This is a genomic window from Streptomyces sp. NPDC047130, assembly GCF_040643475.1.
GTDB lineage: Bacteria > Actinomycetota > Actinomycetes > Streptomycetales > Streptomycetaceae > Streptomyces.
The window spans coordinates 84,343-110,993 of sequence record NZ_JBEYUK010000021.1 but is presented as its reverse complement, the minus strand read 5'-3'; the positions used below and the strand labels follow the sequence as shown (position 1 = coordinate 110,993).

General features: G+C 73.7%; 26 protein-coding genes and 1 tRNA gene. 14 read left to right on the top strand and 13 right to left on the bottom strand.

The genetic code is table 11. The annotated features are described in order from the left end of the window. Positions 1-368 precede the first annotated feature (368 nt). The 3 genes from ABZ836_RS23225 (at position 369) to ABZ836_RS23215 (ending at position 3,858) form a co-directional block, all read left to right on the top strand. Positions 369-1,175 carry an MIP/aquaporin family protein gene (locus ABZ836_RS23225; RefSeq protein ID WP_356138654.1) on the top strand — a complete coding sequence of 269 codons (807 nt, stop codon included), beginning with the start codon at positions 369-371 and terminating at the stop codon, positions 1,173-1,175. Positions 1,176-1,246: 71 nt separating this feature from the next. Then, the gene (glpK, locus tag ABZ836_RS23220; RefSeq protein ID WP_361144988.1) at positions 1,247-2,797 is read left to right on the top strand and encodes a glycerol kinase GlpK; all 1,551 of its coding nucleotides are present in this window, start codon (positions 1,247-1,249) and stop codon (positions 2,795-2,797) included. Positions 2,798-2,952: 155 nt separating this feature from the next. Beyond that, complete coding sequence (locus tag ABZ836_RS23215; protein WP_356138658.1) at positions 2,953-3,858, top strand: PAC2 family protein; 906 nt, start codon at positions 2,953-2,955, stop codon at positions 3,856-3,858. 24 nt (positions 3,859-3,882) lie between these two features. Here ABZ836_RS23215 and ABZ836_RS23210 read toward each other — a convergent pair whose 3' ends face one another. The 5 genes from ABZ836_RS23210 to ABZ836_RS23190 form a co-directional block, all read right to left on the bottom strand. Next, complete coding sequence (locus ABZ836_RS23210; RefSeq protein ID WP_361144983.1) at positions 3,883-4,857, bottom strand: superoxide dismutase; 975 nt, start codon at positions 4,855-4,857, stop codon at positions 3,883-3,885. Between the two features lie 130 nt (positions 4,858-4,987). Then, on the bottom strand, positions 4,988-6,217 hold the full coding sequence (mshC, locus tag ABZ836_RS23205; RefSeq protein ID WP_361144980.1) for a cysteine--1-D-myo-inosityl 2-amino-2-deoxy-alpha-D-glucopyranoside ligase: 1,230 nt from the start codon (positions 6,215-6,217) through the stop codon (positions 4,988-4,990). 185 nt (positions 6,218-6,402) lie between these two features. After that, entirely contained in the window at positions 6,403-7,248 is an 846-nt protein-coding gene (locus tag ABZ836_RS23200; RefSeq protein ID WP_361144977.1) for an SCO1664 family protein, read from the bottom strand. Next, positions 7,218-7,802, bottom strand: a complete 585-nt coding sequence (locus tag ABZ836_RS23195) for a DUF3090 domain-containing protein (protein WP_356138666.1) — start codon at positions 7,800-7,802, stop codon at positions 7,218-7,220. The genes ABZ836_RS23200 and ABZ836_RS23195 overlap by 31 nt, the downstream gene beginning before the upstream one ends. A 64-nt stretch (positions 7,803-7,866) precedes the next feature. After that, a complete protein-coding gene (locus tag ABZ836_RS23190; protein ID WP_356138667.1) occupies positions 7,867-8,565 on the bottom strand; it encodes a histidine phosphatase family protein in 699 nt (232 codons plus the stop codon). 110 nt (positions 8,566-8,675) lie between these two features. On the opposite strand from ABZ836_RS23190, the gene corA reads away from it, so the two are divergent. Next, positions 8,676-9,677 carry a magnesium/cobalt transporter CorA gene (corA, locus tag ABZ836_RS23185; protein WP_356138725.1) on the top strand — a complete coding sequence of 334 codons (1,002 nt, stop codon included), beginning with the start codon at positions 8,676-8,678 and terminating at the stop codon, positions 9,675-9,677. Positions 9,678-9,823: 146 nt separating this feature from the next. On the opposite strand, the gene ABZ836_RS23180 is transcribed toward corA, so the two are convergent. Further along, positions 9,824-9,911: transfer RNA gene (locus ABZ836_RS23180), tRNA-Leu, on the bottom strand. 171 nt (positions 9,912-10,082) lie between these two features. On the opposite strand from ABZ836_RS23180, the gene ABZ836_RS23175 reads away from it, so the two are divergent. From ABZ836_RS23175 to ABZ836_RS23165, 3 genes are all read left to right on the top strand, one after another. Next, positions 10,083-11,393, top strand: a complete 1,311-nt coding sequence (locus tag ABZ836_RS23175; RefSeq protein WP_356138669.1) for a M20/M25/M40 family metallo-hydrolase — start codon at positions 10,083-10,085, stop codon at positions 11,391-11,393. A 136-nt stretch (positions 11,394-11,529) separates the two neighbouring features. Then, positions 11,530-11,763, top strand: a complete 234-nt coding sequence (locus ABZ836_RS23170) for a chaplin (RefSeq protein ID WP_356138671.1) — start codon at positions 11,530-11,532, stop codon at positions 11,761-11,763. 113 nt (positions 11,764-11,876) lie between these two features. Continuing rightward, positions 11,877-12,647 (top strand): chaplin family protein, encoded by a 771-nt coding sequence (locus tag ABZ836_RS23165; protein WP_356138673.1) that lies wholly within the window; start codon positions 11,877-11,879, stop codon positions 12,645-12,647. Positions 12,648-12,751: 104 nt separating this feature from the next. On the opposite strand, the gene ABZ836_RS23160 is transcribed toward ABZ836_RS23165, so the two are convergent. Then, positions 12,752-12,940, bottom strand: a complete 189-nt coding sequence (locus tag ABZ836_RS23160; protein ID WP_356138675.1) for a DUF5703 family protein — start codon at positions 12,938-12,940, stop codon at positions 12,752-12,754. A gap of 47 nt (positions 12,941-12,987) precedes the next feature. Between ABZ836_RS23160 and ABZ836_RS23155 the strand changes: the two genes are divergently transcribed. After that, the gene (locus ABZ836_RS23155; RefSeq protein WP_356138676.1) at positions 12,988-13,620 is read left to right on the top strand and encodes a hypothetical protein; all 633 of its coding nucleotides are present in this window, start codon (positions 12,988-12,990) and stop codon (positions 13,618-13,620) included. 171 nt (positions 13,621-13,791) lie between these two features. On the opposite strand, the gene ABZ836_RS23150 is transcribed toward ABZ836_RS23155, so the two are convergent. Both ABZ836_RS23150 and ABZ836_RS23145 read right to left on the bottom strand, forming a co-directional pair. After that, positions 13,792-16,134, bottom strand: a complete 2,343-nt coding sequence (locus ABZ836_RS23150; protein ID WP_361144970.1) for an ATP-dependent RecD-like DNA helicase — start codon at positions 16,132-16,134, stop codon at positions 13,792-13,794. Beyond that, positions 16,131-17,114 carry an aldo/keto reductase gene (locus ABZ836_RS23145; protein ID WP_356138680.1) on the bottom strand — a complete coding sequence of 328 codons (984 nt, stop codon included), beginning with the start codon at positions 17,112-17,114 and terminating at the stop codon, positions 16,131-16,133. Before ABZ836_RS23145 ends, ABZ836_RS23150 begins: the two co-directional genes overlap by 4 nt. A 183-nt stretch (positions 17,115-17,297) precedes the next feature. Between ABZ836_RS23145 and ABZ836_RS23140 the strand changes: the two genes are divergently transcribed. The 3 genes from ABZ836_RS23140 to ABZ836_RS23130 all read left to right on the top strand — a co-directional run bounded on the left by ABZ836_RS23140 (position 17,298) and on the right by ABZ836_RS23130 (position 19,981). After that, on the top strand, positions 17,298-18,353 hold the full coding sequence (locus tag ABZ836_RS23140; RefSeq protein ID WP_361144967.1) for an LLM class F420-dependent oxidoreductase: 1,056 nt from the start codon (positions 17,298-17,300) through the stop codon (positions 18,351-18,353). A 320-nt stretch (positions 18,354-18,673) separates the two neighbouring features. Beyond that, positions 18,674-19,468 (top strand): ferritin-like domain-containing protein, encoded by a 795-nt coding sequence (locus ABZ836_RS23135; protein WP_356138684.1) that lies wholly within the window; start codon positions 18,674-18,676, stop codon positions 19,466-19,468. 129 nt (positions 19,469-19,597) lie between these two features. Next, positions 19,598-19,981 (top strand): YchJ family metal-binding protein, encoded by a 384-nt coding sequence (locus tag ABZ836_RS23130; protein WP_361144963.1) that lies wholly within the window; start codon positions 19,598-19,600, stop codon positions 19,979-19,981. A gap of 57 nt (positions 19,982-20,038) precedes the next feature. Here ABZ836_RS23130 and ABZ836_RS23125 read toward each other — a convergent pair whose 3' ends face one another. The 3 genes from ABZ836_RS23125 to ABZ836_RS23115 form a co-directional block, all read right to left on the bottom strand. Beyond that, entirely contained in the window at positions 20,039-20,581 is a 543-nt protein-coding gene (locus ABZ836_RS23125; RefSeq protein ID WP_356138687.1) for an NUDIX domain-containing protein, read from the bottom strand. Between the two features lie 166 nt (positions 20,582-20,747). Next, positions 20,748-22,148 (bottom strand): gluconate:H+ symporter, encoded by a 1,401-nt coding sequence (locus ABZ836_RS23120; RefSeq protein WP_361144960.1) that lies wholly within the window; start codon positions 22,146-22,148, stop codon positions 20,748-20,750. Between the two features lie 98 nt (positions 22,149-22,246). Next, positions 22,247-22,771 (bottom strand): gluconokinase, encoded by a 525-nt coding sequence (locus ABZ836_RS23115; RefSeq protein WP_361144957.1) that lies wholly within the window; start codon positions 22,769-22,771, stop codon positions 22,247-22,249. A gap of 130 nt (positions 22,772-22,901) precedes the next feature. On the opposite strand from ABZ836_RS23115, the gene ABZ836_RS23110 reads away from it, so the two are divergent. From ABZ836_RS23110 to ABZ836_RS23100, 3 genes are all read left to right on the top strand, one after another. Continuing rightward, positions 22,902-23,603 (top strand): FCD domain-containing protein, encoded by a 702-nt coding sequence (locus tag ABZ836_RS23110; protein WP_356138691.1) that lies wholly within the window; start codon positions 22,902-22,904, stop codon positions 23,601-23,603. Positions 23,604-23,724: 121 nt separating this feature from the next. Next, positions 23,725-24,750 carry a phosphotransferase family protein gene (locus ABZ836_RS23105; protein ID WP_356138692.1) on the top strand — a complete coding sequence of 342 codons (1,026 nt, stop codon included), beginning with the start codon at positions 23,725-23,727 and terminating at the stop codon, positions 24,748-24,750. A gap of 2 nt (positions 24,751-24,752) precedes the next feature. Then, a complete protein-coding gene (locus ABZ836_RS23100; protein ID WP_356138694.1) occupies positions 24,753-25,967 on the top strand; it encodes an acyl-CoA dehydrogenase family protein in 1,215 nt (404 codons plus the stop codon). Between the two features lie 63 nt (positions 25,968-26,030). Here the strand turns inward: ABZ836_RS23100 and ABZ836_RS23095 are convergent, their stop codons facing one another. After that, positions 26,031-26,624: a TetR/AcrR family transcriptional regulator gene (locus ABZ836_RS23095; RefSeq protein WP_356138696.1), complete on the bottom strand. Its 594-nt coding sequence runs from the start codon at positions 26,622-26,624 to the stop codon at positions 26,031-26,033. Positions 26,625-26,651: the final 27 nt, after the last annotated feature.

Genomic DNA, 26,651 nt, shown 5'->3' with positions numbered 1-26,651 from the left:
GTCCTGGAAATCCTCCAACGAAGGGTCCTGGGCCTGGAGCATCGTGCCCATCGCCCCATCGGCGACCACCACACGGGAAGCCAGAGCCTCCCGGAGGGCGGACACGCGGGCGCGGGCGTCGGCTGCGGACGGGGACGGCGACGAGGCCATGGAGAGACTCCCTGGGATGCGACGGCTGTCGGCTTTGCGCGGATCGCGGACCGTTTCCGCGGGGTGCGCACCGGATCAGCCTAACCGGGCTGTCCATACCGTGGCGGCCAGGTCCACTGTGCGGACGCCGAACGGCGCACAGGACGGCGCGATCTTGGCGTAATCACGCCATCACGCTCCGGTATCGCCTCGAAGATCCGCTCGTTACCATCCGGAGGATGACGAGCTCCCAGATCCTCATCGGCGAGACAGTAGGGACGGCTCTTCTCATCCTCCTCGGCGGCGGCGTGTGCGCCGCCGTCACGCTCAAGGCGTCCAAGGCCCGCAACGCCGGATGGCTCTCCATCGCCTTCGGCTGGGGCCTGGCCGTGATGGTCGCGGTCTACGCCACCGGCCCCGTGTCCGGGGCCCACCTCAACCCGGCGGTCACCCTGGCCCTCGCCCTGGACGGCGGGACGTCCTGGGCGGACCTGCCCCTGTACTGGGCCGGGCAGATGGTCGGCGCGATGATCGGCGCGGCCCTGGTCTGGGTCGCCTACCACGGCCAGTTCCACGCCCACCTGACCGACCACGAGATCGTCGGCGGCCCCGGCGCGCAGAAGACGCCGACCGCGGAGGGCAAGGCGGTGGAGGCCCGGGAACCGGCCGCGGGGCCGGTGCTGGGCGTCTTCTCCACGGGCCCCGAGATCCGCAGACCGCTGCTGAACCTGCTCACGGAGATCATCGGCACCGTGGTCCTGCTGCTGGGTGTGCTCACCCAGGGCCTCAACGCCGACGGCGACGGCCTCGGCCCGCTCGGCGGCCTGATCACCGGCCTGCTGGTGGTCTCGATCGGCCTGTCGCTGGGCGGTCCCACCGGCTACGCCATCAACCCGGCCCGCGACCTGGGCCCGCGCGTGGTGCACGCCCTGCTGCCGCTGCCCAACAAGGGCGGCTCCGACTGGGGGTACGCCTGGGTGCCGGTGGCCGGTCCGCTGATCGGGGCCGTGATCGCGGCGGGTCTCTACCGGGCGCTCTTCGCCTGAGGGACCATGCGCCCGGCGCCATGCGCTCCGCCACCCGCACGTACCGTCCGCAGAACCTCGGGGAGTGACCAGTGACCGACCAGCAGCCGACGACCGGCCGGCAGGGCTCCGGCCCGTACATCGCCGCCATCGACCAGGGCACCACGTCCAGCCGCTGCATCGTCTTCGATCGCGACGGCCGGATCGTCGCGGTCGACCAGAAGGAACACGAACAGATCCTCCCGAAACCGGGCTGGGTCGAGCACGACGCCCTGGAGATCTGGGCGAACGTCCAGGAGGTGGTCGCCGGGGCGATCCGCGCCGCCGGCGTCACCCGGGACGACATCGTGGCCATCGGCATCACCAACCAGCGCGAGACCACCGTGCTGTGGGACCGGCACACCGGGCAGCCGGTGCACAACGCGATCGTCTGGCAGGACACCCGCACCGACGCGCTCTGCCGCGAGCTGGGGCGCAACGTCGGCCAGGACCGGTTCCGCCGGGAGACCGGGCTGCCGCTGGCCTCCTACTTCGCCGGCCCCAAGACGCGCTGGCTGCTGGACCGGGTGGACGGCCTGCGGGAGCGGGCCGAGGCCGGGGACGTCCTCTTCGGCACGATGGACAGCTGGGTGATCTGGAACCTCACCGGCGGGGTGGACGGCGGCCGGCACGTCACCGACGTCACCAACGCCTCCCGGACCCTGCTGATGAACCTGCGCACGCTGGACTGGGACGAGCGGATCTGCGAGTCGATCGGCGTGCCGACGGCGATGCTCCCGGAGATCCGCTCCTCCGCCGAGGTCTACGGGGAGATCAGGGGCGGGGACCTCGACGACCTGCTGGGCGGCATCCCGGTGGCGTCGGCGCTCGGCGACCAGCAGGCGGCGCTGTTCGGGCAGACCTGCTTCGCCGAGGGCGAGGGCAAGTCGACCTACGGCACCGGAACGTTCCTGCTCATGAACACCGGTGAGAAGATCATCAACTCCTACAGCGGCCTGATCACCACGGTGGGCTACCGGATCGGCGAGCAGAAGCCGGTCTACGCGCTGGAGGGGTCCATCGCGGTCACCGGTTCGCTGGTGCAGTGGATGCGCGACCAGATGGGGCTGATCTCCAGCGCCGCCGAGATCGAGCCGCTGGCGGCCTCGGTGGAGGACAACGGCGGCGCGTACTTCGTGCCCGCGTTCTCCGGGCTGTTCGCGCCGTACTGGCGTTCCGACGCCCGCGGGGTGATCGCCGGGCTGACCCGCTACGTCACCAAGGGGCACCTGGCGCGGGCGGTGCTGGAGGCGACCGCCTGGCAGACCCGGGAGATCACCGACGCCATGGCCAAGGACTCCGGCGTCCAGCTCGCCACCCTGCGGGTGGACGGCGGCATGACCGGCAACGACCTGCTGATGCGCATCCTCTCCGACTGCCTGGACGTGCCGGTGGTGCGCCCGGAGGTGTCCGAGACGACCTGCCTCGGCGCGGCCTACGCGGCCGGTCTGGCGGTCGGCTTCTGGAAGAGCGTCGACGAACTGCGCGCCAACTGGCGGCAGGACGCCGAGTGGACGCCGCGGATGGACGCGGAGGAGCGCGACCGCGAGTACCGGAACTGGCTCAAGGCGGTGCAGCGGACCATGGACTGGGTCGAGGACTGACGAATCCCCCGCCCCGGCGGGTGTGTGCGGCGGGTGTGCGCCCGCCGCACGCGGGGCAGTGATCGCTCACCGGCCGTGCGAGGGGGCTGCGGTCGGCCCCCTCGCACGCCGTAAGGTTGGGGCGTACGTGAGTGCTCGTCGGAAGGAGGCGCTGGGTGATCGAGCTCGAGGGGGTTCCCGAGCTGATCGACCCGGTCATGGTGGCCGCGTTCGAGGGCTGGAACGATGCCGGCGACGCCGCCTCCGCCGCGGTCGCGCATCTCGAGAAGGAGTGGAAGGGCGAGGTGTTCGCGGCGCTGGACGCCGAGGACTACTACGACTTCCAGGTCAACCGGCCCACCGTGTGGCTGGACAACGGGGTGCGGAAGATCACCTGGCCGACGACGCGGCTCTCCGTGGTGCGGGTCGGCGGCGACAAGCCGCGCGACCTGGTGCTGGTCCGGGGCATCGAGCCGTCCATGCGCTGGCGCACCTTCTGCAACGAACTGCTCGGCTTCGCGCACGAGCTGGGCGTGGAGCTGGTGGTGATCCTGGGCGCGCTGCTCGGCGACACCCCGCACACCCGGCCGGTGCCCATCAGCGGGACCACCTCCGACGCCGACCTGGCGCGGCGGATGGACCTCGAGGAGACCAAGTACGAGGGTCCCACCGGCATCGTGGGCGTCCTCCAGGAGGCGTGCACGCACGCCGGGGTGCCGGCGGTGAGCCTGTGGGCCGCGGTGCCGCACTACGTGTCGCAGCCGCCGAACCCGAAGGCCACACTGGCGCTGCTGAACCGGCTGGAGGACCTGATCGACATCCGCGTCCCGCTGGGCGAGCTCCCGGAGGACGCGCGGGCCTGGCAGGTGGGGGTCGACCAGCTGGCCGCCGAGGACAGCGAGGTCGCCGAGTACGTGCAGACCCTGGAGGAGGCCCGGGACACCGCGGACCTGCCCGAGGCCTCCGGCGAGGCGATCGCCCGCGAGTTCGAGCGGTACCTGCGCCGCCGTGACAACCCGGGCGGCGGGCGCACCCGGCCCCCTAGGCCGCCGCGGGAGGACGAACCCCCTTCCGACGACTGAGGGGTCACGGGCGGACCGCGGGCGTCAGGCCGGCACGGCCACCAGCGTGTAGGGCGTGGTGGGCGTCGGCGTCGTGGTGAAGCGCGCGTTGGGCAGGTAGAGCCGGCCCCGGTACGCCGCCACCGTGGTCGGCACGTCGAACGCCGGGTCGGTGATCCGCCGGCGCCGGACGCCCGAGGAGCCGTCGGCCGACAGTTCGAGCACGTCCACCGCGTTCTGCCGGTTCTGCACCACGTACAGCGTGCGGCCCCTGAGGAGCAGGCCGTCGCCGTTGGTGAGCAGCGGCGCGTCGCCGAGGTCGACCCGCCGGGTGACACCGGTCCGCGGGTCCACCCGGTGCAGGACGCCGGCCCCCGACTGGACCACCAGCAGGGCCTTGCCGTCCGGTGTGCGGGTGATGCCGTTGGCGTTGACCACCTCGCCGGGCGCCTGGTTCCAGTCGCCGCCGAGCGGGAGCCGCACCATCTCGTCGGCGGCGGGCAGCGCGCCGCCGCGCCCGAGCGGGAGGGCGTACAGGACCGGCTGGTAGGAGTCGGTGAACCAGGCGGCCCTCGGCGTCAGGTGCACGTCGTTGACGAAGGTGGGGGTGGCGGTGGCCGGGCGGTACGCGGCGAGGACGCGTCCGCTCCCCGCGTCCACCACGCGGATGCCCTCACCGCGTCCGGCGACGAACAGCCGCCCGCGGCCGTCCAGCTTCAGGCCGACCGACGGCGTGCCGGGGCCCTCGGACACGATGCGCCCCCGGCCCGTGCGGAGGTCGACGCGGTAGACGGAGCCGTCTCCGAGGGAGCCCAGGTAGGCGTAGGGGCCGCCGCCGACGGTGATGCCCTCCGGCCGGAAGCCGTCGGGCAGCCGGATCACGGTGGGCCAGGGGGCGCCGGACGCGGCGTGGGCCGGGCCGCCGGCGCCGAGGAGGGCGGCGCCCGCGGCCGCGGCCCCTCCGGCGAGGAGGGCGCGGCGGCCGACGGCGGGGGCGGGAGAGCCGTGCGTGGGAGTCACGGGGTGGTCGTCCTTCCGCTCGGGGGACCGGCCGGGACCGGCCCCGTCTCGGGGCAACGCGCCCACCCCACCACATGCCGCCCGTCCCGCGCAGCCCCCTGGGGGCACCGGCGGGCCGGGCGGGAGGGCGCTAGAGCGCGACGCCGAGCAGGGCGTCGACGGCGCGGGTGACCACGCCGGGAGCGCCGATGTCCTGGCCGCCGGTGCTCTCCTGGACGGCGGCCCAGCGGTCCACCGCGGCCAGCGCGGCGGGGGCGTCGAGGTCGTCGGCGAGGGCGTCGCGGATCTCCTCGACCAGCGCCTCGGCGGGCGGGCCGTCGGGGCGGGAGACGGCGGCGCGCCAGCGTCCGAGGCGGTCGACGGCGTCCTGGAGGACCTGGTCGGTCCACTCCCAGTCGCTGCGGTAGTGGTGGGAGTGGAGCGCCAGCCGGATGGCGGCCGGGTCGACGCCGTCCTGGCGCAGCTTCGAGACGAAGACCAGGTTGCCCTTGGACTTCGACATCTTCTCGCCGTCCAGGCCGACCATGCCGGCGTGCACGTAGGCCTGGGCCATCGGGAACTCGCCGGTCAGCACCTGGGCGTGCGAGGCGCCCATCTCGTGGTGCGGGAAGGCGAGGTCCGAGCCGCCGCCCTGGACGTCGAAGCCCATGCCCAGGTGGTCCAGGGCGATGGCCACGCACTCGATGTGCCAGCCCGGACGGCCGCGGCCGAGGCTGCCGCCGTCCCAGCTCGGCTCGCCCTCGCGGGCGGCCATCCACAGCATCGGGTCGAGCGGGTTCTTCTTGCCCGGACGGTCCGGGTCGCCGCCGCGCTCGGCGGACAGGACGCGCATCGCGGTGGCGTCGAGACGGGAGACCTTGCCGAAGTTCGGGTCGGCCTCGACGGAGAAGTAGATGTCGCCCTCGAGCTCGTAGGCCGCGCCGACCGCGAGCAGGCGCTCCACCAGCGGGACGATGCCGGGGATGGCCTCCACGGCGCCGACGTAGTGCTTCGGGGGCAGCATCCGCAGGGCGGTCATGTCCTCGCGGAAGAGGGCGGTCTCGCGCTCGGCGAGGGCCACCCAGTCGACGTCGTCGCGCTGCGCGCGCTCGAGCAGCGGGTCGTCGACGTCGGTGACGTTCTGGACGTAGTGGACCTGGCGCTTGGTGTCCAGCCAGACGCGCTGGACGAGGTCGAACGCGTTGTAGGTCGCCGCATGACCCATATGGGTGGCGTCGTACGGCGTGATGCCGCAGACGTAGATGCGGGCGACGGGGCCGGGAGTGAGGGTGACGAGGCCGTCGGTGGCGGTGTCGTGGATCCTCAGGTCGCGGCCCTGACCGGGCAGGGCGGGAACGTCGGAAGCGGGCCAGGCATGCATGTCATGAGCGTAACCGGACAGGTGTTCCGGCCACGAACCGGTCCGCGCCACCGGCCCCACACTGGCCGAACACGCGCCCTTGCGCCGACCTGCGGTCCTGTGCCCTGCCGCCGCCGACCGCCCGGGGCCCCGTCCGGCGCTCCGGCCGGGGCGGGCGCGGGGGCGGCGGCGGGGGGCGGGGGCGGTCAGACAGGTGGCCAGGGCAGGGCGGGCCAGGTGTCGCCCGGACGGGGGTGGGTGCCGGTGGCGAGGAGGGCGGCGACCCGGGCGCGGGTGGCGTCCAGTTCGGCGGCGGTGATCAGGGGGCGGAGACGGGCGGCCAGGGGGCCGTCCTCGGCCAGGGCCCCGGCGAGGCGGCCGAGCACCTCGACCGCCTCCTCGGGGAGCGGTTCGCCCGCCCAGCCCCACAGCAGGGTCCGCAGCTTGTCCTCGGTGTGGAAGGTGACCCCGTGGTCGATGGCGTACAGCCGCCCCTCGGCCCCGGGCAGCAGGTGGCCGCCCTTGCGGTCGGCGTTGTTGATCACCGCGTCCAGCACGGCGAGCCTCCGCAGCCGCGGGTCGTCGGCGTGGACCAGCAGGGCCGTCCGGCCCTCCCCCACCTCGGCGAGCCCGATCTCCTTCCATCCCGGGCCGGGGTCCTCCGGGTCGACCAGGGCGAGCAGTTCGCCGCCCTCCGCGTCCTCACCGGTGACCGGCTCGATCCACAGCTGGCACATGCCCTCGCCGTGGGGCCCGTCCCGCAGCACGGTGGGCGGCACCAGCCCCCACCCGGTGGCCCGGGACACCTCGTAGGCGGCGACCTCGCGCCGCGCCAGGTTGCCGTCCGGGAAGTCCCACAGCGGGCGCTCCCCCGCCACCGGCTTGTAGACGCACGCCGCCTCCCGCCCGTCCAGCTCGACCGTGCAGTACAGCACGGCGTTGGACGCCTGCGGGATCCTCCCGCGCACGGTGAGCCCGCCGCGGGCGAGGAGTGCCTCGTCGGGCCCGTCGGCGGGCAGGCTCAGCGCCGGTATCCGTTCTGGCGCGGACATACGTGTCCCTCCGGGTCGAGCGGCAGGCTGCACAGCGGGCACGGCGGGCGCCCGGCGTCGACGACCTCCATGGCGCGCTTGGCGAAGGATCTCGCCTGCGCGCCGGAGAGCCGGACCCGCAGTACGGGCGGGCCGTTCTCCTCGTCCTGGAGCAGTTCTTCCTCCGCCGCGGCCAGGTCCTCCTCGGTCTCCGCCTCCAGCTCGACCAGGGCCTGCGCCTCGACGATCATCCGCTGGTCGGAGCCGTCCCAGGCCAGGGCCATGGTGCCGACCCGGAACTCCTCCTCGACCGGCGTCTGCAGCGGCGCCGTGTCCACGACGTCGGCGGGGGCGACCGCGGGGACGGAGGCGCTGCCGCCGCTGCGGCGCACCACCTCGTCCAGCAGTTCGTCCATCCGCTCGGCGAGGGCGGCGACCTGGGTCTTCTCCAGCGCGACGCTGGTCACCCGGGTTCCGGCGCTGGCCTGGAGGTAGAACGTCCGTCGCCCGGGCAGTCCGACCGTGCCGGCCACGAAGCGGTCCGGCGGGTCGTAGAGGAACACCTGACGTGACACGTCCTGTCTCCTGGGTGTCGACTTCGGGTACGGGCTGACGCGGTTCACCCTACTGCGGCGACGATCACGGTGCCCCGGCGCCGCCCCCGACCGTGGCATCGCCCCCGGACCCCTCGGGTTCCCGGTCAGGGCGGGGGATCAGCGACGCGAAGTCGCCGGTGTCGCCGAGGCGCACGAGGAAGGGCCGGGTCCGCGTGTAGCGGACCACCGTGACCGAGCAGGGCTCCACGGAGATCCGCTGGAACTGGTCGAGGTGCAGCCCCAGGGCGTCGGCCGCCAGCGACTTGATGATGTCGCCGTGCGAGCACATCAGGTAGACCGCGTCGGCCCCGTGCTCCCGCTCGATCCGCGCGTTCCACGCGCGGACCGCCTCGGCCGCGCGGTGCTGCATGGTCCGCATCGACTCGCCGCCGGGGAAGGCCGCGGCGGTGGGGTGGGCCTGCACGATGTCCATCAGCGGCTCGCCGGCCAGCTCGTCCAGCTTGCGGCCGGTCCAGTCGCCGTAGTCGCACTCGTTGATGCCGTCCTCCGTGTGGGCGCGCAGCCCGGGCCGGGCCGCGAGGAGCGGCTGGACGGTCTCCCGGCACCGCTGGAGCGGGCTGGTGACGACCGCGGCCAGCGGCACCCCCTCCAGCCGGGCCGGGAGGGCGGCGGCCTGCGCGGCGCCGCGTTCGTCGAGCGTGACGCCGGGCATGCGTCCGGCGAGCAGTCCCGCGGTGTTGGCGGTGGAGCGTCCGTGCCGGACCAGGATGAGCGTGGGCATGCCGCCCAGGGTAGGGGTATGAGGGGTGGCGGGACCCGGCACCGGGCCCGCTCGACCGGCCGCCGCCCAGGCGGTGGGGACGACCGACCGTGAGGAGAGTGCGCACCACCGTGATCGTCGACTGCGCCGTGTACCGGGACGGCCACAGGACCGCGGGTCCGGACGACTACTCCGACGCCCTGGCGGAGGCACGCGCCGCCGGGGACCGGGCGTTCGTCTGGATAGGGCTGCACCGCCCGACCGAGGAGGAGTTCGAGCTGGTCACGGAGGAGTTCGGGCTCCATCCGCTGGCGGTGGAGGACGCGCTCAAGGCCCACCAGCGGCCGAAGCTGGAGGTGTACGACGACTCGCTGTTCATGGTCCTCAAGCCCGTCCACTACGAGCCGCACAGCGACACCGTGTCCACCGGCGAGATCATGGTCTTCCTGGGCGACTCCTTCATCGTGACCGTGCGGCACGGCACCGCCTCGCCGCTGGCCTCCGTGCGGGACAGGCTGGAGAGCACGCCGGAGACCCTGGCCACCGGCCCGACCGCCGTCCTCTACGCGGTGGCGGACGCGACGGTCGACCACTACCTGGACGTGGCCGGCGAACTGCAGACGGACCTGGAGGAGCTGGAGGCGGAGGTCTTCTCCCCCACCTCCGAGGGCTCCCAGAACACCGCCTCCCGCATCTACAACTTCAAGCGGCAGATCCTGGAGTTCCGGCGGGCCACGGGCCCGCTGGTCGGCCCCGTGACCCGGCTGGCGGAGACCGGCTCCGGTCTCACCCGGGTGCCGTTCGTCGACGACGAGGCGCGCCCCTTCTTCCGCGACGTCGGCGACCACCTGGCCCGGGTCAACGAGTCCGTGGAGGCCCTGGACCGGCTGGTGTCGGACATCCTCTCGGCGCACCTCGCCCAGATGAGCGTGCGGCAGAACGACGACATGCGGAAGATCTCGGCGTGGGCCGCGATGGCGGCCGTGCCGACCATGATCGCGGGCGTCTACGGCATGAACTTCGCGCACATGCCGGAGCTGACCTGGACCTGGTCGTACCCGGCGGTGATCGCGGTGATGGCGGTGCTGGAGGTCCTGCTGTACCGGATGTTCAAGCGGCGCGACTGGTTGTGAGGCCGGGGGCCGGGGGCCGGGCCGCGTGCTGTGCGCGGCCGGTGGTCGGGCTGTACGCGGCCCGGTGCTCGGCCTGTGCGCGGCCGATGCTCGGCCGGTGTGCGGCAACGCCGAAGGGCCGCGGTCATCGACCGCGGCCCTTCGTGTGGTGTCCGAGGGGGGACTTGAACCCCCACGCCCGATAAAGGGCACTAGCACCTCAAGCTAGCGCGTCTGCCATTCCGCCACCCGGACAAGGTGTCTGTCACTGCTGAGGGGTTTCTCTGTTCCCCTCGCGGCGACAGGAGAAACATTACCAGGCTTTCCGGGGTGCCCGATCACGCCCCCTCTCGTCCGGCTGCTCCGGGAGGGGGAGGATGGGGGCCGAGAGTACGACGCCAACCGGACGACAGCGGGAGGAAGCGCGTGAGCGAGAAGGTCACCGGGGAGGACGAGGTCGTCGACCTCTGCCGGGAGCTGATCCGTTTCGACACCAGCAACTACGGCGACCACTCCGGCCCCGGGGAGCGGAAGGCCGCCGAGTACGTGGCGGAGAAGCTCGCCGAGGTGGGGCTCGAGCCGAAGATCATCGAGTCGCACCCGGGCCGCGCCTCCACCGTGGCGCGCATCGAGGGCGAGGATCCGTCCCGGCCCGCGCTGCTCATCCACGGCCACACCGACGTCGTCCCGGCCGACGCGGACGACTGGACCCACCACCCCTTCGCGGGCGAGATCGCCGACGGCTGCGTCTGGGGCCGTGGCGCGGTCGACATGCAGGACATGAACGCGATGACGCTGGCCGTGGTCCGCGACCGCCTGCGCAGCGGCCGCAAGCCCCCGCGGGACGTCGTGCTGGCGTTCCTGGCCGACGAGGAGGCCGGCGGGACCTACGGCGCGCGGCACCTGGTCGACCACCACCGGGACCTCTTCGAGGGCGTCACCGAGGCGATCGGCGAGGTCGGCGGCTTCTCCTTCACGGTCAACGAGAAGCTCCGGCTCTACCTGGTCGAGACGGCCCAGAAGGGCATGCACTGGATGCGGCTCACCGTGGAGGGCACGGCCGGCCACGGCTCGATGACCAACCACGACAACGCGGTCACCGAGCTCTGCGAGGCGGTCGGACGCCTGGGCCGGCACACCTGGCCGGTGCGGGTGACCAAGACGGTCCGCTCCTTCCTGGACGAGCTCTCCGACGCCCTCGGCACCGAACTGGACCCGGAGAACATGGAGGAGACGCTGGCCAAGCTGGGCGGCATCGCCAAGATGGTCGGCGCCACCCTGCGCAACTCGGCCGCGCCCACCATGCTCGGCGCCGGCTACAAGGTGAACGTCATCCCCGGCCAGGCCACCGCGCACGTCGACGGCCGCTTCCTGCCCGGGTACGAGGAGGAGTTCCTCGCCGACCTGGACCGGATCCTGGGCCCGCGGGTGCGCCGTGAGGACGTGCACGCGGACAAGGCGCTGGAGACGGACTTCGACGGCCGGCTGGTCGACGCCATGCAGAGCTCGCTGGTGGCCGAGGACCCGATCGCGCGGGCCGTGCCGTACATGCTCTCCGGCGGCACCGACGCCAAGTCCTTCGACGACCTCGGGATCCGCTGCTTCGGCTTCGCCCCGCTGAAGCTGCCGCCGGAGCTGGACTTCGCCGGCATGTTCCACGGCGTGGACGAGCGGGTGCCGGTGGACGGACTCAAGTTCGGGGTGCGGGTGCTGGACCGCTTCCTCGACGCCTGCTGAGCCGGATATTCGCTCAGGCGTCCAGCGCCCTCCCAGGACGGGTGAATGCGCTCATAGGCTCGTAGCCCTATTAGCCCTTCCTCGTTACAGGTGATGCGACCGCACATGGGTCGCATTGCCATTCCAGGGAGGAATCATGATCAAGAAGATCGTCGCCGCCACCGCCGCCACCGGTGGTCTGCTGCTGGCCGGTGCGGGCATGGCCGCGGCCGACTCGGAGGCCACGGGTGCCGCGGTGGGCTCCCCCGGCGTCGTTTCCGGCAACGTCATCCAGGTGCCCGTGCACGTGCCGGTGAACGTCTGCGGCAACAGCATCAACGTCATCGGTCTGCTGAACCCGGCCTTCGGCAACGTCTGCGTCAACGGCTGACACGCGCCCCGTTCCACGCGGCGCTGAGACGGCCGGTCCCGGGAACCGCCCGGGACCGGCCGGTCCGCCGTCCCTCAGGTTCCACAGACAAGGTCGAAGGCAGGAATTCCAGAATGCGACACGTCACCCGCAAGGGCCTGATGACCGTGGCGGCGGCGACCGGTGTCATCGCCGCGGCCGGCGGTCAGGCACACGCCGACGCGAACGCGGGCGGCTCCGCGGCCAACTCCCCCGGCGTGCTGTCCGGGAACACCGTCCAGGTCCCGGTCAACATCGCCGTCAACGTCTGCGGCAACACCGTGGACGTGATCGGGCTGCTCAACCCGGCGGCCGGCAACCGCTGCGTGATCGACGGCGGCAAGGACGACCGCGGCCGGGGCGGACACGGCTCCGGCAAGCAGACGTCCGGGAAACAGGGCGGGGGAAAGCACCGCGCCGGTGACGGCGGCGGAGCGCAGGCCGACGGCCGGACCTCCGGATCGCCCGGCGTCATCTCCGGCAACACCGTCCAGGTGCCGGTGGACGTCCCGGTCAACCTGTGCGGCAACAGCGTGAACGTGGTCGGCCTCGGCAACGCCGCCGTGGGCAACGACTGCGTCAACGAGGGCACCGGACGCCACCGCAAGCCCCCGGCCCAGCCGGAGCGGCCCGAGCAGCCGGGGAAGCCCGGCAAGCCGGAGCGGCCGGACGTCCCCGACACCCCGGACACCCCCGGCACGCCCGGGACCCCGAGCACGCCCGAGGGCCCGGCTCCGCACGGCGGGACCCCGCCGCAGCTCGCCGAGACCGGCGCGGGCGTCCCCGTGGGAGCCGCCCTGCCGATCGGCGCGGGCGCCCTGCTGGCGGGCGCGCTGCTCTACCGCCGCGCGCGGGCGGCGGCGTGAGATAGATCTCCTCGCGACGCCTCGCGACGCCTCACGACGCCTCACGACGCCTCGCGACGAACGACGACTGCGGGCCCCGCCTCGGCGGAGCCCGCAGTCGTCGTTCACCATGTGGCGCGTACCTGGCGGATGATCCGTCTGCGCAACCGCACTCTGCGGCTGCCGTCGCGCATGAGCGTGAGGCGGCACAACTCCCAGTGTCCGTACTCGGCGTGGTCCGTCAGCAGGCGTGTCGCGTCCTTGCGGGACACCCCGCGGGGTACGTACACGTCGACAAATTCGTATTCGGCCATCGCATCCATTGTGCGGGCACCGGCCCGGTACGGATAGCGTCTGCACCATGTCTGATGCTGCGCAGCCCACCGCTGCCGAGGTCCGCACCGCCGTCGAGGCGGTCAAGGTCGCGCTCGACCGTCACCTTGCGGCGGTCGAACGGCGGTCGGGGGAGGACGACCCCGCCGTCCACGAGGCGTTCAACCAGTTGGCCGCGGCGGCCGAGGTGTACGACGAGCTGCTGTACACGGTCCACGACGAGGTCACGCCCTTCGAGATCCCCGGGATCGAGGAGTCGCTCCCGCCGTACGAGGGGCCGGCCGATCCGCACGCGGTGAGCGTGCTGATCCGGCGGGACTACACGGTGACGGAGCCGCAGCGGCTGCTGGCCGTGGCGCGGCGGATCGAGGAGGCCGACGAGGACGAGGCGGACGACCTCGGCGACGACGCGTTCTCCCGTACGGCGCACGGGGCGCTGGGGCTGCTGTTCGGCGAGTACGAGCCGGACGAGATCGCCTCGCGGCACCGGGAGTTCGGGCTGGAGGAGGGGGACTCCACGGTGTGGGTGACGGCGGTGGAGGAGGCGGCGGAGCCGGGTGAGTGGCTCGCGTCCCCCTTCGAGGGGGCGGACCCCGGGCGGGTCGTCTGCCGCTTCGACGTCTCCGCGGTGTTCGACGACCCCGACGACGACCTCACCTGACCCCCACCGCACGCCTGACCCACCCCTACCCCCCGCGGCCCCCGTCCTTCCACGGGGGCCGCGGGCCGCGAGGGCACAGCCCTTCCCCACGCGGGCCTCGTCGCCCTCCCGCCGCCCTGCGGGCGGCCGGGCGGGAGCGGTGCGGCGCGTGGGGCGCGTGGGGCGGCCTCGTCACGCCTGGGGGGCCCTGAGGAGGGCGGGGAGGCGGGTGGTGCGGGTGGGCCGGTGGGTGGAGGCGACGGCCTGGGTGAGGGCGGGGCCGACGCCCTGGACCACGGAGAGGTGGCGGTCCGCCCGGCTGAACGCCGTGTAGACCCACGCCCGGTCGAGCGCCGCCCCGGCGTCCCCGGGGAGCACCACCACGACCGCCGGCCACCGCTGCCCCACCGCCTGGTGGGCCGTCACCGCCCAGCCGTGCCGCAGCGTCCGCTCGACGCCCTCCGGCGGGACGACCACCCTCGCGCCGCCGAGGTCGAGGTGGAGGCCCTCCGCGTCCCCCTGGAGGACGCGCCCCAGCACCGTGCGGCCGGGCTCCGGCGAGTAGGCCACCCGGTCCCCGGGGTCGAAGCCGGCGAACCGTCCCGGCCCGGGGTTGAACCGCTCCTTGAGCGCCGCGTTCAGCACGCGGGTGCCGACCGCCCCGCCGTGCCCCGGCGTGACCACCTGGGTCTGCTCCGGCGGCACGCCGAAGGCCCGCGGCACCGAGTCCGCGACCAGCTGCACCGTGCGGTGCACCGCCTCCCGCGGGTCCCCGACGGGGACGATCGCGACCTCGTGGCCGGGGGCGTCGACGGCGATCAGTTCCCCGACGCCGACGCCGGAGACCAGTTCCCCGACCGGTCCGGGGTCGGGCGTCCGGGAGACGACCCGCGGGCAGACCTCGGCGGCGAGCACGTCGGCGAAGACCCGCCCCGGACTGGCGGACCACAGCAGGGAGGGGTCGCCCGCGAGGACGAGCCGCGCCCCGTCGGGCAGCGACTCGACGACCATCGCGGCCTGCTCGACGCCCAGCTGGGGCGCGTCCAGCACCACCAGCAGGTCGACGGCGAGCGCCCCGTCGGCGTCCCGGCCGGGGCCCTGCGCGCCGGACAGCAGGCCGGCCGCGGTGACCACGGCGCGGTCGTCGACCGGGCCTCCTGCGAGCGCGGCCCGCAGGCGCCGCCGTCCGTCCGCGGTGTGGGTGACGGCGCAGACCCGCAGCCCCAGCGAGGCCGCCGCGGCGAGCAGGGCCGCGGGTTCGGCGCGGGCGGCCTCACCGCCGGTGTGCAGCACCAGGGCGTGGCCCGCGACGGCGCGGACCAGCTCCGCGGCGGAGCCGCCGAGCCGGGCGGCCGCTGCCTCCCAGTCGGCCTCGGTGCCGCCGGGGGTGGTGCCGCCGGGCGTGGTGTTGGCCAGGCGGGCCAGGCCGTCGGCCAGGCTCTCCTCGGCCAGCGCCAGGCGCTCCAGCCCGACCAGCACCCGCACCGGGCGCTCGGCCTCGCCGCCCTCGGGGTCCTCGGCGTCCTTGGCGTGGGCGGGCGCGGGGGCGTCGTCCAGGGCGTCCTGGAAGACCAGGACGTCGCCCTCGGCGACGGCGCTCTGCAGGGCGGCGTCGGGGTCGGGCACGCCCTGGGCGGCGAGGGCGGCGGCGAGGGCCGGCGCCTCGAGCGCGGTGTGGCCGGAGAGGGCGGCGCGCTCCAGTACGCGGACCGTCAGCGCACGGCCGCGTCGTTCGTCGTCGGGGCGCACCTCGGGGCCCAGCAGGGCGCGGGCGAAGGCGTCGGCGTGCTCCGGCCGGACGCCCTCCACGCGCAGCAGCTGCCAGGGGTCCTCGCGCAGCAGCGCGTCGGCGCCCTCGCCGAGGACGGTCGCGGCGGCGGGGGCGAGGGCCTCCGGGGCGCCGCCGGCCGCCAGCACCGCGCGGACGGCCTCGACGGACGCCGGGTCCGGGGCCGCGGGGACCGCGGCGGCGGGCGGCGGGGTCGCCACCGGACGCCGCGCGGGCTCCGGCACGGCGGCGCGGCGCGGGGCCGGCGGTTCGCTGAAGACGCCGGAGACGGGCTTCTCGCCCTTCTCCACGGCGCGCACGGCGGCGAGCAGGTCGGCGGCGGTGCCGGACAGCTTGGCGCCGGCCTCCACGGGCCCCTGCTTGGCCGCCTTGCGGCGCTCGATCCGCTCCCGCTCCAGCTTCTGGGCGAGCAGTTCGGCCTCCGCCTCGGACAGCTCCCGCGTCTCCGCGGTCCCGGTGGCCTCGCCCTCGCCCTCGCCCTCGGCACCGTCCCGGTCGCCATCGGGACCGTCGCCGTCGCCGTCGCCATCGGGACCGTCGCCGTCGGGACCGTCCGAGCTCTCGCCGTCGCTTTGGTCGCCGGCGCCGTCGGCTCCGCCCCCGTCCGAGCCGGCCTCCGCGCCCGCGCCGTCGAGGCCCGCGGCGTCGGTGCCCGCGGCGTCCCCGCCCGGGTCCTCCGCACCGGCGGTGGTCTCCTCCCGCGGCCCCGGCTCGGGTTGCTCCGTGGTCTCGGGGTCCGTCGTCACAGCGTGCTCCAGTCGTGATCGGGATAGCGGTGCACGGGCGCCGACACGTCGTCGAGGGCCCGGCAGATCTCGTCCGGTAGCGTAAGCGTCTCCACCGACAGAGCCGCCTCCAGCTGCTGCGACGTGCGCGCCCCGACGATCGGCGCGGTCACTCCGGGCCGGTCCCGGATCCAGGCCAGGGAGACCTGGAGCGGCGTGACGGCGAGCCCGTCGGCGGCGGTGGCCACCGCGTCCACGATGCGCGCGGCGTCGTCGTCCAGGTAGGGCGCGACGAAGGGCGCGAGGTGTTCCGAGGCGCCGCGCGAGTCGGCGGGGGTGCCGGTGCGGTACTTGCCGGTGAGCACGCCGCGGCCCAGCGGCGAGGAGGGCAGCAGGCCGATGCCCAGCTCCCGGGCGGCGGGCAGCACCTCGCGCTCGATGCCGCGCTGGAGCAGCGAGTACTCCATCTGGGTGCCGGCCAGTGCCGTCCGCGCGCCGGGCGCGGCGAGCTGCCAGGTGGCGGCCCGGGCGAGCTGCCAGCCGCAGAAGTTGGACACGCCGACGTAGCGGGCCCGCCCGCTGGTGACCGCGATGTCCAGGGCCTGGAGGGTCTCCTCGAGCGGCGTGCAGTCGTCGTACGCGTGGACCTGCCAGAGGTCGACGTGGTCGGTGCCGAGGCGGGCCAGGGAGGCGTCCAGGGCGGCGAGCAGGTGACCGCGGGAGCCGTCGACGCGGCGGTCCGGGTCGGGCACGCTGCCCGCCTTGGTGGAGACGACCAGGTCCTCCCGCGGCACCAGGTCGGCCATCAGCCGGCCCAGCAGGTATTCGGCCTCCCCGCCGCCGTATATGTCGGCGGTGTCGACGAGGGTGCCGCCGGCCTCCCAGAACGTCTTCAACAGCTCGGCCGCGTCGTGCTCGTCGGTGCCCCGGCCCCAGGTGAGGGTGCCGAGTCCGATGCGGGACACGCGCAGGCCGGTGCGGCCGAGATGCCTCTGCTTCATGAACGCGCACATTACTGGCCGGATTCGTGTGCCGGGGAACCCTGTGGACAACTGATCCACGGGCAGCCGCGCCGGTCACCCGTGGACGTGACCCGTGTCGCTCCCTCCCCCGCTCCTCACCGGGCGTTCCGCGCGCTAGGGTCCCACTGGACAGCGACGTTACTGATCAGTAAGGGGAGCGGCATGCGGCTCGGGATCAACCTCGGCTACTGGGGCGCCGGAATGGACTCGGACAACCTGGAGGTGGCCAAGGAGGCCGACCGCCTGGGTTACTCCGTCTGCTGGGCCGCGGAGGCCTACGGCTCCGACGCCGCGACGGTGCTCAGCTGGGTGGCGGCCCAGACCGAGCGGATCGACGTGGGTTCGGCGATCTTCCAGATCCCGGCGCGTCAGCCGGCGATGACGGCGATGACCGCCGCGACCCTGGACTCGCTCTCCGGCGGCCGGTTCCGGCTGGGTCTGGGCGTCTCCGGCCCGCAGGTCTCCGAGGGCTGGTACGGCGTCAAGTTCGACAAGCCGCTCGCCCGCACCCGGGAGTACGTGGAGATCGTCCGCAAGGCGATGACCCGCGAGCGGCTGTCGTACGAGGGCCAGCACTGGACGCTGCCGCTGCCGGGCGGCCCGGGCAAGCCGCTCAAGCTGACCGTGCACCCGGAGCGTGAGCACATCCCGGTCTACATCGCGGCGATCGGCCCGAAGAACCTGGAGCAGACCGGCGAGATCGCCGACGGCGCCCTGCTGATCTTCCCCTCGGCCGAACACCTCGAGGAGACGGCGGTCCGGCACATCCGCGCCGGCCGCGAGAAGGCGGGCAGGACGCTCGACGGCTTCGACATCGTCCCGACCGTGCCGCTGGCCGTCGGCGAGGACAAGGACGTCTCCACGCTGGCCGACGCCTTCCGCCCCTACACGGCGCTGTACGTGGGCGGCATGGGCAGCCGGAAGCAGAACTTCTACAACCAGCTGGCCCAGCGCATGGGCTACGAGCAGGCCGCCGCCGAGATCCAGGACAAGTACCTGGCCGGGGACAAGGACGGGGCCGCCGCGGCGGTTCCGCAGGACCTGATCGACAGCACGACGCTGCTGGGTTCGGTGGACCGGATCGCGGACCGGATGCAGGCCTACGCGGCGGCGGGTGTCACCACGCTGACGCTGGCCCCGGCCGGGTTCACCCTGGAGGAGCGGATCACCGCGCTGCGGGCCGGCATGGAGGCGCTGGAGCGCGCCGACCTGGCCTGACCGGGAGCGCGGGGCGGCCGGCACCGCCCCGCACCCGCCCGGAGGCCCGGCCGCGGAGGCCGACGTGCGGCGCGCGGACGCACCGCGGGGCGGGCCCACCGGAAGCTCTGCGGCCGTGGTGGGGGCTCGGGGGTCCTCCCCGCCACGGCCGTCATGGGGAACAACGCGCCCGCCGGCCGCGGGTTACGTGCGGCGCCGGACCGGTCCGGTCGTCCGTCGATCGGCCCAGCGGCCGGGCGGAGCTGTTGCGGGGCCCTGCGTGCGGCCGTTGACTCGGTCTCCGGGGGGCCGCGTCCGTGTCCCCGAAGGGGTGGTGCCCGATGCTGACGGCCAGCAGTCTGTTCCAGGAGATCTTCGACAACGACGAGGCGTTCCGGCTGTTCTGCTCCGTCGCCGCGGGCGGCGAGGCGCAGGGCGGCTGGGAGAACGCCAGGATCGCGGCGCTGGTGCCGGACGAGGAGCGGGCCATGGCGCCGCGGATCGCCCGGCACGGCGCGGACGAGGACAAGCACGGGCGGATCTTCGGCGCCCTGATGCGCAAGCGCGGCCTGGAGCCGGTGGAGGTCCCGCCGGAGGTCGACTACACGATGCTCCTGGAGCGCAACGGCATCGGCCTCCCGCACGACAGGCTGCGCCGCGAGGAGCGGCTGACGGTGCGGGACATCGTGACGTACCTCGCCCACAGCCGGGTCACCGAGCAGCGGGCCTCGGAGCAGATGCGGATGCTCCGCCTGTACTTCGGGGACCACCCGGACATCGGGCGGGCGGTGCGGATGATCTCGGCGGACGAGGACAACCACCTGGCCTACTGCCACGAGGAACTGCTGCGGCTGGCGGCGGCCGGGTACGGGCCGCTGATCCGGCGGACGCTGCGCGAGTGCGCCCTCGCCGAGATCGCCGTCCACCGGGACGTGAGCGTGGCGGTGATGGCGCGCATGGGCCGGATCCTCGGCTGGTCCCGCGCCCGGTCGGCGGCGCTGACCGCCGGGATCCGGGCGATGTACGCGGTCGAGCGGGCCGGGGGCTGGCGGCGCATGGTCAGTCTGCGGATGCCTGCCCCGGAGATGCGCGACGCCCTGGGCGGCCCGGCGGCGCCCGCGCCCGAGTTCGCCTGACGACGGCCGGGGCGGGGTCGGGACGAGGGACGGGGCGGGGCCGGGGCGGAGGAGGGGACGAGGGGGCGGGGCCGGAACGGTGACGGGGCGGGCGACGGCGGTCGCCCGGCGGCGGGGCACAATGGCCGCATGGTCACCGCGCGTTCCTGCCCCTGCGGGCTGCCCCAGCCGTACGACGCCTGCTGCGGGCGGTTCCACTCGGGTTCCTCCCGGGCCGCCACGGCGGAGCAGCTGATGCGCTCCCGGTACAGCGCCTTCGTGCGGCTGGACGCCGCGTACCTGCTGCGGACCTGGCATCCGCGGACCCGCCCCGCGGAGCTCGACCTGGACCCCCGGACCCGCTGGACCGGGCTGGAGGTGCTGACCGCGGAGGGCGGCTCGGCCTTCCACACCACCGGCACGGTGACCTTCCGCGCCTCCTACCGGGGCGGCGCCCTGACGGAGCACAGCCGCTTCGAGCGCGAGCCCGGCTCGGGGGCGTGGCTGTACGTCGACGGCGACGTCCAGGACTGAGCGCCTCCGCGGCCACCCGGCCGCGTCCGTGCGACCGCGCCGCCGACCGCCCACCGCTCAGGCGCGGCGGCGCAGCTCCCTCAGGCGGTGCAGGGCGGCCAGACCGTCGGGCACCCACTCCCAGCTGTCCAGGCGGGCCTCGATCTCCTCGTCCGTGAGGAACCCGTGCCAGGCGACCTCCTCCGGCTGGGGCCGCACCGGCGACTCGCACCGCACCTGGTAGACGGCCGACCACCAGCTGCGGCCCGCGCCGTCGTCGTAGAGGAACTTGAAGAGGAACTCGGGACGCGGCAGCCCGGCCACTCCCAGCTCCTCCTCCGCCTCGCGGAGGGCCGCCGCGTCGTAGGACTCCCCCGCGCCGACCACGCCGCCGACGAAGGTGTCGTACAGGGAGGGGAAGACCAGCTTGGTCGCGGTCCTGCGGTGGACGAAGACCCGGCCGGAGGCGTCCCGCGCCTCCACGAAGACGCACCGGTGCCGCAGCCCCTGCCCGTAGACCTCCCCGCGCGGGAGCTGCCCGACGACGCGGTCGTGCTCGTCGACGATGTCCAGGATCTCCTCCGCGGAGCGCGCCGCGTGCGAGGACTCGGATGCAGTCATGCGCCCATCCAACCGCAGCGCGGCCGGGCACGCGGAAGCCCGCGGCCCCGGGAGGTCGATCACCCGGGGCCGCGGGCGGCCAGGAGGAGCGCCGCGGCGCCGCGTTACTGCGGCGCTGCGTCGCTGCGGGCACGTCGCAGGGACGTCGCCGCGGGAACGTCGCTCGCTACACGAACAACGAGAGCAGCAGGACGGTGGCGCCGCCGACCACGGAGATCACCGTCTCCATCACCGACCAGGTCTTGATCGTCTGGCCGACGGAGAGGCCGAAGTACTCCTTGACCAGCCAGAACCCGGCGTCGTTGACGTGGCTGAAGAAGACCGAGCCCGCGCCGATCGCCAGCACCAGCAGCGCCGTCTCCGCCGGGGACATGCCGGCCGCCAGCGGGGCGACCAGGCCGGCCGCGGAGATGGTGGCGACCGTCGCCGAGCCGGTGGCCAGACGGATCACCACGGCGATGAGCCAGGCCAGCAGCAGCGCCGGGATCGACCAGTTCTCGGAGATGTCCAGGATCATCTGCCCGACGCCGGAGTCGATCAGCGTCTGCTTGAAGCCGCCGCCGGCGCCGACGATCAGCAGGATGCCGGCGATCGGGGCGAGGGACTTCTCCACCGTGGCGGACAGGCGCTCCTTGGTGAACCCGGCCGCGCGGCCCAGCGTGAAGAGGCCGACGATCACGGCGGCCAGGAGGGCGATCATCGGCGAGCCGACGACGTCGAAGACCCGCTGGACGGAGTTCTCCGGGTCGTCGATCACGATGTCGACCAGCGCCTTGGCGAGCATCAGCACGACCGGCAGCAGCATGGTGGCCAGGGTCGGGACGAAGCCCGGGCGCTTCGCCGGGTCCTGGTCCTCGTCCACGGCGGGGATCATCCGCTCGGGGGCGGGAACGTCCACCCAGCGGGCGGCGTAGCGGGCGAAGAGCGGGCCGGCGACGATCACCGTGGGGATGGCGACGACGAGGCCGAGGGCCAGGGTGAGGCCGAGGTCGGCGTCGACGGCGTCGATGGCGGCCAGCGGACCGGGGTGCGGCGGGATCAGACCGTGCATCACGGAGAGACCGGCGAGGGCGGGGATGCCGATCCGCATCAGCGAGTAGTTGCCGCGGCGGGCGACCATCAGCACCACCGGGATCAGCAGCACCACGCCGACCTCGAAGAACAGCGGCAGACCGATCACCGAGGCGATCAGCACCATCGCCCAGGGCATGGCCCGGCCCTTGGCCCTGGCCAGGATGGTGTCGACGATCCGGTCGGCGCCGCCGGAGTCCGCGAGCAGCTTGCCGAGGATGGCGCCCAGCGCGATCAGCACGCCGACGCCGGAGACGGTGGAGCCCAGACCCGTCGTGAAGCTGGCGATGGTCTTGTCCAGCGGCGCGCCCGCGAAGACGCCGAGGGCCAGCGAGCCGACGGTCAGCGCCAGGAAGGCGTGCAGCTTGAACTTGGTGATGAGCACGACGATGACGGCGATGCCCGCGAGCACGGCGAGGCCCAGGTGGGCGTGGCCGGCCGAGGTGATCGGCGCGACGGTGTCCGCCGCCAGGGTCTCGACGCTGAGTCTGGTCACGGTGGTTCCTTGCGGGGGTGCGTGGGGGTTGGGGGGAGAGGTGGGGGTGCGGAGTGGGGGCGGGGGGGAGGTGGGGGAAATCCAGGGGCAGGGGTGGGTCAGAGGCGTTCGCGCAGCGCGGTCCCGGCCGTCGCCGCGATCTCGTCCGGGGTCCCGGAGAGGTCGACGACGACACCGGTCTCGTCCGCCGCGAGCGGCTCGAGGGCGGCGAACTGCGAGTCCAGCAGCGAGCGGGGCATGAAGTGGCCCTTGCGGGCGGTCATGCGTCGCTCGATCAGGTCACGCTCGCCGCTGAGGTGGACGAAGAACAGCCCGGGCGCGGCCGCCCGCAGGCGGTCGCGGTAGACGCGCTTGAGCGCCGAGCAGCTGACCACGCCGCCGGTCAACCGGCGCTCGTGGGCCCAGGCGCCGATCAGGTCGAGCCAGGGGGCGCGGTCCTCGTCGTCGAGGGGGGTGCCGGCCGACATCTTGGCGATGTTGGCGGGCGGGTGGAACTCGTCGCCCTCGGCGTAGGGGACCCCGAGACGCTCGGCGAGGAGGCGGCCGACCGTGGTCTTGCCGGTCCCCGCGACCCCCATGACCACCACGACCGGTGGGGCGGACTGGGTGGGTGTGGGGGCCATGGCGTTCTCGCAGTCTTCGTCGACTTCTGGTTGTCGGGGGACACTGAAACCCAAGTGATGTGACAAATTCAAGCCCTGGACCATAAAAAGTCTGACTTTTGACATGTGTGGCATCCCATACCCTGATCTCATGACCGACCAGGCCCGAGGGCTGCACGCACAGGTCCTCCTCCGTCTGGGGCCTGCCATCACCGCCGGCGAATACCCGCCCGGGAGCGTGCTGCGCACCGACGAGCTCGCCCAGCGCTTCGGTGTCTCCCGCTCGGTGATGCGCGAGGCGGTGCGGGTGCTGGAGTCCATGCGGCTGGTCGCCTCCCGCCGCCGGGTCGGCGTCACGGTGCTGCCGATCGAGGAGTGGAACGTCTACGACCCGCAGGTCATCCGCTGGCGGCTGGCCGGCGCCGGCCGCGCGCGCCAGCTCCGCTCCCTCACGGTGCTGCGGTCGGCGGTGGAGCCGGTCGCGGCCGGGCTGGCCGCGACCCACGCCTCGCCGGAGGCGTGCGCGGAGCTGACCCGGTGCGCGCTGGGCATGGTGGCCACCTCGCGCGGCCGCCGGCTGGAGGAGTACCTGGTGCACGACGTGGCCTTCCACCGGGTGATCCTGTCCGCCTCGGGCAACGAGATGTTCGCCCGGCTCGGGGACGTGGTGGCCGAGGTCCTGGCCGGCCGGACCCGCCACGAGGTGATGTTCGAGGACCCCGACCCGGCCGCCGTGACCCTCCACGTGAAGGTGGCGGAGGCGGTCCGCGAGGGCGACGCCGCGGAGGCGGAGCGGCTCACCCGCGAGATCACCGTCGGCGCCCTCCGCGAGCTGGACGTGCTCGCGCCCTAGCCGTGGGCTGCGCGGAGGGCCAAGGTTGTTCCCGTCACGTTCGGTTCTGGCTCTGGACTGCATACCGACCGGTCGGCATCATGATCTGGTGTCTTCGTCGTCACCCGAAGGAGCTGGATCAATGAGCCGCCCCGACCACCCACCAGGCCTCGACCTGGACCGGCTGCGTGAACTGCTGGACCGTGAGCGGCCCGGCCTGCTGCGGGGCGAGCTGTCCGCGCGCCTGATCGAGGGCGGCCGGTCCAACCTCACGTACCACGTCACCGACGGCACCGGCCGCTGGGTGGTCCGCCGCCCGCCGCTGGGCCACGTGCTGGCCACCGCGCACGACATGCGGCGCGAGCACCGGGTGATCAGCGCCCTGCACCCGACGCCGGTGCCGGTGCCCACGCCGGTGCTGCTCTGCGAGGACGAGGAGGTGCTGGGCGCGCCGTTCTACGTGATGGAGTTCGTGGCCGGCACGCCCTACCGGACCGCCGAGCAGCTCGCGCCGCTCGGCCAGGAGCGGACCCGTGAGGCGGTGCTGGGGCTGGTCGACACCCTGGTCGAACTGCACTCGCTGGAGCCCGCAGCGATCGGGCTGGACGACTTCGGCCGCCCCGAGGGCTTCCTGGAACGTCAGCTGCGCCGCTGGTCCAAGCAGCTGGCGGCCTCCCGCAGCCGCGACCTCGCCGGCATCGACGAGCTGCACGCCGGCCTCGGCCGCGAGCTGCCCGACTCCCCCGCGCCCACGGTCGTGCACGGCGACTACCGCCTGGACAACGTGCTGATCGGCGACGACGACCGGATCAAGGCCGTCCTGGACTGGGAGATGTCCACCCTCGGCGACCCGCTCACCGACCTGGGGCTGCTGGTCATGTACAGCACCCCGCACGGCCTGCCGGGCTCCCCCGTCTCCACCACCGCCGAGGCCGCGGGCCACCCCGCGCCGGCCGAGCTGATCGAGCGGTACGCCGCCCGCTCCGGCCGTGACGTCTCGGGCGTCTCCTGGTACACCGCCTTCGCCTGGTTCAAGCTCGCGGTGATCCTCGAGGGCATCCACTACCGGTACACGCTCGGCCAGACCGTCGGCGGGGGTTTCGACCGCATCGGCGACCTGGTTCCCGTCTTCATCGAGCACGGCCTCACCACTCTGCAGGAAGGCTGATCATGGATTTCGCGTTCGACGCGCGCACCGAGGAACTGCGTGCCAACCTCCTCGAGTTCATGGAGGAGTTCGTGTACCCGGCGGAGCCGGTGGTCCGCGAGCAGCGCGCCGCGCTGGCCGACCCGTGGGAGCACGTGCCGGTGCTCCACGACCTGCAGGCCGAGGCACGGCGCCGCGGCCTGTGGAACGTGTTCCTGCCGGACGCCGAGTACGGCGCCGGTCTGACCAACCTCCAGTACGCGCCGCTGGCCGAGATCACCGGCCGCTCCCCGCAGATCGCCCCGGACGCGCTGAACTGCGCCGCGCCCGACACCGGCAACATGGAGCTGCTGACCCAGTTCGCCACCGAGGAGCAGAAGAAGCAGTGGCTGGAGCCGCTGCTGGCCGGTGAGATCCGGTCCGCCTTCGCGATGACCGAGCCGGAGGTGGCCTCCTCCGACGCCACCAACATCACCACCCGGATCGAGCGGGTGGGCGACGAGTACGTGATCAACGGCCGCAAGTGGTACATCTCCGGGGCGATGAACCCGGCGTGCCAGATCTTCATCGTGATGGGCAAGACGGACCCCGAGGGGTCCGACATCCGGCGGCAGCAGTCGATGGTGCTGGTCCCGCGGGACACCCCGGGGCTGCGGGTCGAGCGGGCCATGACGGTGTTCGGCTACGGCGACGAGTACCACGGCGGCCACGCCGAGGTCGTCTTCGAGGACGTCCGGGTGCCGGTGTCGAACCTGGTCGGCGAGGAGGGCGGCGGTTTCGCCATCGCCCAGGCGCGGCTGGGTCCGGGGCGGATCCACCACTGCATGCGGCTGATCGGGATGGCCGAGCGGGCCATCGAGCTGATGTGCCGCCGCGCGGTGTCGCGGACCGCCTTCGGCAAGCCGCTGGCGCAGCAGGGCGTGGTGCAGAACTGGATCGCCGACGCCCGGGTGGCGGTGGAGCAGTTGCGGCTGCTGGTGCTGAAGACGGCCTGGATGATGGACACGGTGGGCAACAAGGGCGCCCACACCGAGATCCAGGCGATCAAGATCGCCACCCCGCGGACGGTGTGCGGCATCCTCGACCAGGCCATCCAGCTGTACGGCGCGGGCGGCGTGTCGCAGGACTTCCCGCTGGCCGAGCTGTACGCCGGGGCGCGCACGCTCCGGCTGGCCGACGGCCCGGACGAGGTCCACCAGCGGTCGCTGGCGCGGCGCGAGCTGAAGAAGTACCTGTAGCGGCACGACGGCGGGGGCGGGACGGGCCGGCAGACCCGTCCCGCCCCCGCCGTCGCGTGTCCGTCAGGGCCGCAGGGCCCGCAGCAGCAGGTCGGCCAGGTGGTCGGCGACCTGGCGGGGGCTCAGCGGGCCGTTGGGGCGGTACCAGGTCGACAGGTGGTGGATCGACCCGAAGTGGTAGTCGACCACCAGGCTGGCCGGCGTGGCGCTCGAGAAGACGCCCGACTCCTGGCCCTCCTCGATGAGCCCCTTGAACTGCTCGTGGTAGCGGCGCCGCTCGGCCCGCACCTGCTTGTTCTTCTCGGGGCTGAGGTGGTGGATCGACTGGAAGAAGATCGACGCGTCGTCGAGGTTCTCGATGGTGGTGACCACCACGTCCGCGGCCGCGCCCCGCAGCCGTTCGTCCACCGGCGCGTCGAGCCGGGCGAAGTGGTCGAGCCGGTCCTGCTGGAGCCGCAGCACGCGGGCGTAGACCTCGTGGAGGAGGTCCTCCTTGGAGCCGAAGTAGTGGTACAGCGCGCCCTTGGTGACCCCCGCGGCCTCCACGATCTCCTGCACGGAGGTGCGGTCGTACCCGCGCTCCGCGAAGAGACGGGTGGCGGCGGCCAGCAGCCGCTGGGGAACGGGCGTGCCCTCTCCGTCCGTCGTCCTGGCCATCGTGCCGCCACCTGTCCTTCCGGTTCT

What these genes read in the sequence shown, in the direction of transcription:
- ABZ836_RS23225 (WP_356138654.1), top strand. Translation starts at nt 369, where the DNA reads ATGACGAGCTCCCAGATCCTCATCGGCGAGACAGTAGGGACGGCTCTT.
- mshC (WP_361144980.1), bottom strand. Translation starts at nt 6,217, where the DNA reads ATGCATGCCTGGCCCGCTTCCGACGTTCCCGCCCTGCCCGGTCAGGGC.
- ABZ836_RS23200 (WP_361144977.1), bottom strand. Translation starts at nt 7,248, where the DNA reads ATGTCCGCGCCAGAACGGATACCGGCGCTGAGCCTGCCCGCCGACGGG.
- ABZ836_RS23190 (WP_356138667.1), bottom strand. Translation starts at nt 8,565, where the DNA reads ATGCCCACGCTCATCCTGGTCCGGCACGGACGCTCCACCGCCAACACC.
- ABZ836_RS23170 (WP_356138671.1), top strand. Translation starts at nt 11,530, where the DNA reads ATGATCAAGAAGATCGTCGCCGCCACCGCCGCCACCGGTGGTCTGCTG.
- ABZ836_RS23165 (WP_356138673.1), top strand. Translation starts at nt 11,877, where the DNA reads ATGCGACACGTCACCCGCAAGGGCCTGATGACCGTGGCGGCGGCGACC.
- ABZ836_RS23160 (WP_356138675.1), bottom strand. Translation starts at nt 12,940, where the DNA reads ATGGCCGAATACGAATTTGTCGACGTGTACGTACCCCGCGGGGTGTCC.
- ABZ836_RS23155 (WP_356138676.1), top strand. Translation starts at nt 12,988, where the DNA reads ATGTCTGATGCTGCGCAGCCCACCGCTGCCGAGGTCCGCACCGCCGTC.
- ABZ836_RS23145 (WP_356138680.1), bottom strand. Translation starts at nt 17,114, where the DNA reads ATGAAGCAGAGGCATCTCGGCCGCACCGGCCTGCGCGTGTCCCGCATC.
- ABZ836_RS23140 (WP_361144967.1), top strand. Translation starts at nt 17,298, where the DNA reads ATGCGGCTCGGGATCAACCTCGGCTACTGGGGCGCCGGAATGGACTCG.
- ABZ836_RS23135 (WP_356138684.1), top strand. Translation starts at nt 18,674, where the DNA reads ATGCTGACGGCCAGCAGTCTGTTCCAGGAGATCTTCGACAACGACGAG.
- ABZ836_RS23130 (WP_361144963.1), top strand. Translation starts at nt 19,598, where the DNA reads ATGGTCACCGCGCGTTCCTGCCCCTGCGGGCTGCCCCAGCCGTACGAC.
- ABZ836_RS23125 (WP_356138687.1), bottom strand. Translation starts at nt 20,581, where the DNA reads ATGACTGCATCCGAGTCCTCGCACGCGGCGCGCTCCGCGGAGGAGATC.
- ABZ836_RS23115 (WP_361144957.1), bottom strand. Translation starts at nt 22,771, where the DNA reads ATGGCCCCCACACCCACCCAGTCCGCCCCACCGGTCGTGGTGGTCATG.
- ABZ836_RS23110 (WP_356138691.1), top strand. Translation starts at nt 22,902, where the DNA reads ATGACCGACCAGGCCCGAGGGCTGCACGCACAGGTCCTCCTCCGTCTG.
- ABZ836_RS23105 (WP_356138692.1), top strand. Translation starts at nt 23,725, where the DNA reads ATGAGCCGCCCCGACCACCCACCAGGCCTCGACCTGGACCGGCTGCGT.
- ABZ836_RS23100 (WP_356138694.1), top strand. Translation starts at nt 24,753, where the DNA reads ATGGATTTCGCGTTCGACGCGCGCACCGAGGAACTGCGTGCCAACCTC.
- ABZ836_RS23095 (WP_356138696.1), bottom strand. Translation starts at nt 26,624, where the DNA reads ATGGCCAGGACGACGGACGGAGAGGGCACGCCCGTTCCCCAGCGGCTG.